The organism is bacterium, assembly GCA_024228115.1.
GTDB lineage: Bacteria > Myxococcota_A > UBA9160 > UBA9160 > UBA6930.
Genome location: JAAETT010000209.1, coordinates 1 through 4,061 on the forward strand (window position 1 = coordinate 1; position 4,061 = coordinate 4,061).

Annotated in this window: 6 protein-coding genes; 5 read left to right on the forward strand and 1 reads right to left on the reverse strand. The window is 59.7% G+C overall.

Features of this window, described 5'->3' with window-relative positions; genetic code table 11:
- Positions 1–150 precede the first annotated feature (150 nt).
- Positions 151–396, reverse strand: coding sequence for a transposase (locus tag GY937_09810; protein ID MCP5057005.1), 246 nt, complete (start codon positions 394–396; stop codon positions 151–153).
- A gap of 58 nt (positions 397–454) precedes the next feature.
- Here GY937_09810 and GY937_09815 point away from each other — a divergent pair, with 58 nt between their 5' ends.
- The 5 genes from GY937_09815 to GY937_09835 all read left to right on the forward strand — a co-directional run bounded on the left by GY937_09815 (position 455) and on the right by GY937_09835 (position 3,900).
- A complete protein-coding gene (locus tag GY937_09815) occupies positions 455–1,684 on the forward strand; it encodes an acyl-CoA/acyl-ACP dehydrogenase (protein ID MCP5057006.1) in 1,230 nt (409 codons plus the stop codon).
- Positions 1,685–1,807: 123 nt separating this feature from the next.
- Positions 1,808–2,302 (forward strand): nuclear transport factor 2 family protein, encoded by a 495-nt coding sequence (locus tag GY937_09820; protein MCP5057007.1) that lies wholly within the window; start codon positions 1,808–1,810, stop codon positions 2,300–2,302.
- A 110-nt stretch (positions 2,303–2,412) separates the two neighbouring features.
- Positions 2,413–2,889 carry a hypothetical protein gene (locus GY937_09825; protein MCP5057008.1) on the forward strand — a complete coding sequence of 159 codons (477 nt, stop codon included), beginning with the start codon at positions 2,413–2,415 and terminating at the stop codon, positions 2,887–2,889.
- Between the two features lie 86 nt (positions 2,890–2,975).
- Complete coding sequence (locus GY937_09830) at positions 2,976–3,455, forward strand: VOC family protein (GenBank protein MCP5057009.1); 480 nt, start codon at positions 2,976–2,978, stop codon at positions 3,453–3,455.
- A gap of 121 nt (positions 3,456–3,576) precedes the next feature.
- Entirely contained in the window at positions 3,577–3,900 is a 324-nt protein-coding gene (locus GY937_09835; protein ID MCP5057010.1) for a hypothetical protein, read from the forward strand.
- Positions 3,901–4,061 lie beyond the last annotated feature (161 nt).

A 4,061-nucleotide genomic window follows, 5' to 3' on the forward strand; every position in this document is an offset into this window, starting at 1 on the left:
ACACTACCTCGCGGCTCTCGATCGCGAACTCGACACCGATCCGACCGACACCGATTCGCCGTTCTGACGAGAAACCAGCACTCGCGCGCGACCACGGCTAGATGATCAGATTTCTACGGTTTCTCGTGATCGCCAACAGTCGTCCGCTTCCTATGTTGGAGCTACCGTGTCAGCGGACTGAAGCCCGGTAGGTGGTGTCCACGGCACCGCCTCGGGTGCCGGAAGCCGGTAGCCCAAGGCGCTGTGCGGCCTGAAACTGCTGCACTCCAGGCGCCAGCGTTCGATCAAGACCTTTGCTTCCCCGAGCGCGTAGAAGACCTGCCAATCCAGCAGCCCGTCGTGAAGCTTGCCATTGAACGATGTATCGTCCGAGGGTGGGCCTGCAGGGCAGGACAGAAATGCTGAGCGATATCAACGCAGACGAATATCGAGAACGCAGAAGGCGCGGATCACCATGGATCACATCGACTATGACATCGACCTCACCGCAGAAGAGCTGGAGCTCAAGGATGCGGCCCACACCTTTGCCAATGAGGTCTTGCGTCCGGCCGGAATCAAGATCGACAGGATGACACCGGAAAAAGCAACGGCCCGTGACTCCCCTCTGTTCGATGTCCTGCGACAGGCTGCCGAACTCGGGTTCAGCCGCATGAGTGCTCCGGAGGAAATGGGGGGCGTCAAGATGACACCCCGGGCTGCCGTGTTGGTGAACGAAGAGCTGGCGTGGGGCAACGCGGGGCTCGCCGGAGCGATCGCGTTGGCTTCCACGCATGCCACCATCGCACTTGCATTGGGGAGCAGCGAGATCGTCGATGAATTTGCGCGCCCCTTCTTTACCTGTACGGACGGCTCCATCATCGGTTGCTGGGCAGTGACGGAACCGGATCACGGCTCGGATATGCTGGGCGTCATGCAGGCGGACATGGCCGTCAAGGCGAGAGGCCAACTCATTGCCCGACCGGACGGAGAAGACTATGTCCTGAACGGGCAGAAGGCTGCCTGGGTCTCCAACGGCCCCATCGCAACTCACGCCCTTCTGAACGTCCACTTGAACCCCGATGGCAAACTGGACCAGGGGGGCATCTGCGTCTTGCCTCTCGACCTTCCGGGAGTGAGCCGGGGAGAGCCACTCGAAAAGCACGGCGTGCGCTCGATGACCCAGGGCGAGATCTTCTTCGACGACGTGCGAATTCCGAAACGTTTCATGCTGCTGGACCAGAACGCATTCGCACCCTACATGGATGCGCATCTCTCGCTCTTCAATGCAGGCGTCGGCGTTATTGCAGCGGGGTTGGCCCGAGCCTCCTATGAGGCCGCCCTGGAGTACGCAAGAGAGCGCATACAGGGCGGGAGGCCAATCATCGAGCACCAATCCGTTCGCACTCGACTCTTCAGGATGTTTACCCTGCTGCAAACCTGTCGGACCCTCTCTCGAGGGGTCTTCATCTACAACGGAACGGCGATGAAGCGCGGCGTGCCCGTGAAGCTCGAGCACTCGATCGCATCCAAGGTCTATTGCACGAACTCCGCGCTGGAAATCGCCACGCTCGCTGTACAGATCCATGGCGGAAACGGCCTGTCGAGGGAATACCCCTGCGAGATGTTCCTGCGAGATGCGATGTCGATGACGGTTGCTGATGGCGAGAACGCCTACCTGACCCAGTTGGCTGCCTCACGGCTCTAGCCCGAGCTTCGAGTGTCGAACGTCCGCGCCGGCTACTCTCGCTTCGATTGTGCGCCAGAGAGAGCGGCCTCTACGCTTCCAACTGCGAGCGCTGGCGAGAAGTGCGCACCTGGAGAACCGGACATGGACATGGAAGAGCGGATTCAAGTTCTCGAAGATCGGGAGAGGATCAAGGAGTTGATGGCAACCTATTGCTTCCTGGTCGACGATGGCAAGTATGCTGAGCTCGTCGCGGACCATTTCACCCACGATGCCCATTGCGATTTTCAGTTTCGTCCCGAAGGGCTGCCTCCGCTCGTCGCGGACCTGCAGGAGAAAGCACCACCCGCGTTCATCTCGAACGGCCGGGAAGAGGTGGTGAATTTCTTCCGGAACTTCGTGGGGCTACTGCTCAAGGACATGAGCCACACTACGCACAATCATCGCATCGCCGTCCATGGAGACCGTGCATCGGGTGACTGCTATTTCGAACTGACCGCCCGCGATGCGAATACATCGGTTCCGACGACCGGGGCAGGCCGCTATTTCGATGAGTTCGAGCGGGTCGATGGCGAATGGCGATTCAGTCAGCGCAAGGCCGATATCTTCTACATCGCGCCACTGAATCCGGGTTGGTAATTGGAGGCGGCCCACGCCCCAGGCCTTGACTGGACGGCATGTGGTCCTGGTACGATTCGCGAGGCCCGCGGGCGGACCGCGCGCGCATGTCGACCAGAGGGAGATCTGCCGTGATTCGCGGAATTCATCACACTGCTATCTCGACGCCGGATATTGACCGCGCGATTGCGTTCTACCGCGACCTGCTGGGATTCGAGGTCCTGGTGAACGGGGCCTGGCAGCGGGGTGTCGAGAGCGTGGACACCCTGATCGGCCTGAAAGACTCGGCCGCTCGGATGGCCATGCTCAAGAAGGGCAACGCGATGCTGGAGCTGTTCGAGTTCGAATCGCCAGCGCCGTCGCCCGGGGACCCGCAGCGCCCCGTGAACGACCACGGGCTCACCCATATCTGCTTGGACGTGACCGATCTGAGCTCGGAGTACGTGCGGCTCAAAGACGCAGGAATGTCCTTCAACAGCGCGCCTGTGGGCTCGGGGGGTTCGTGCAGCGTCTACGGCCGGGATCCCGACGGCAATGTGATCGAGCTCGTGGACTTCGGAAGTCCGGACCACCCCATGGCGCTGTCGCTCGACGAGCCTGGCGGTTGAGCGAGCGCCCTACGGTCGACGATCATCGGCAGTCCGCATAGTGCATCGTTGCAGATCGAGAAGTCGGCCTTCGATTGGAGCGCAGAATGGCGATAGCGGGAATGATCCACGTGAACATCAATTGCAGCGATTACGATTGCTCCAGGGCCTTCTACGAAGTGCTCGGCTTCAAGGAAGCCTTGCGAGTTCCCGAAACCAACCCCGCGAAACGGGCGGCCGCGGTGGGAATGACTCCATCCAGGGTCAAGGGTGGACTCCTCGAACTCTCTGGCCCAGAAGTGAAGTCAGGAATGATCATCAATCTGCTCGAGTGGATAGAGCCAAAGGACGAAGCTCCGCCCTACGACCATCTCTATCACTACGGAATCGCGCGCATCGCTCTAGCAACGACAGACCTGGATGCGGACATGGCAAGACTCAAAGACGCTGGTGCAGAATTTCTGTCGGAACCTGTCAGCATGCCGCCTGAATCGGGAATGCCCTCACGCTTCGTCTGCTTCAAAGATCCCGACGGCACCGTTCTGGAACTAGTCGAGCCCGGACTGGGGCCGAATCGCTCGTGCTGAATCACCTGTCCTCGATTGCGAGGAGAGTTCAGCGTAAGGTTGCGATTGTGCGTCTTGAACTGCAGCCAAGCACCAAAACGAGTCCAAGGCTTCATCTCTTGCAAGAGCTGGGCGAGGCGAAATGAAAACCTACTACAGTGTCTACAGCAACCCCATGCCGGGCAAGGAAGCCGAGTTCAACGACTGGTATACCAATGTGCACCTGGCGGAAGTCTTGCAGATCGATGGATTTCTTTCTGCACAACGATTCCGGTTGGCCGAGCCCCAAGTGGTAGATGATCAGCCGTATCGCTACTTGGCGATGTATGAAATCGAAAGCGACAACATCGAGCAGACGATCCAGAACCTGATGGCGGCAGCGAGTGACTTGCAGATGACGGATGCGATGGATACCGACAAAGTGCATATTGCGATCGTGCAGTCGGTAACGGGTGTGGTGACTTGATCCTTCGGGAACTCGAAGACCCGCTGTAGAGTAGCCCGGGGCAGTCGCCTACCCCGGGCCCTCGCCAGATCCGGACAAGGAGATTTCCACCATCCGGCTCCTCCGTGAATGAGTCTTGTGGCTACGTACCCCAGAGCGAGACCATGATCCGGGGTCTGGGG

What these genes read in the sequence shown, in the direction of transcription:
- GY937_09815 (MCP5057006.1), top strand. Translation starts at nt 455, where the DNA reads ATGGATCACATCGACTATGACATCGACCTCACCGCAGAAGAGCTGGAG.
- GY937_09820 (MCP5057007.1), top strand. Translation starts at nt 1,808, where the DNA reads ATGGACATGGAAGAGCGGATTCAAGTTCTCGAAGATCGGGAGAGGATC.
- GY937_09830 (MCP5057009.1), top strand. Translation starts at nt 2,976, where the DNA reads ATGGCGATAGCGGGAATGATCCACGTGAACATCAATTGCAGCGATTAC.
- GY937_09835 (MCP5057010.1), top strand. Translation starts at nt 3,577, where the DNA reads ATGAAAACCTACTACAGTGTCTACAGCAACCCCATGCCGGGCAAGGAA.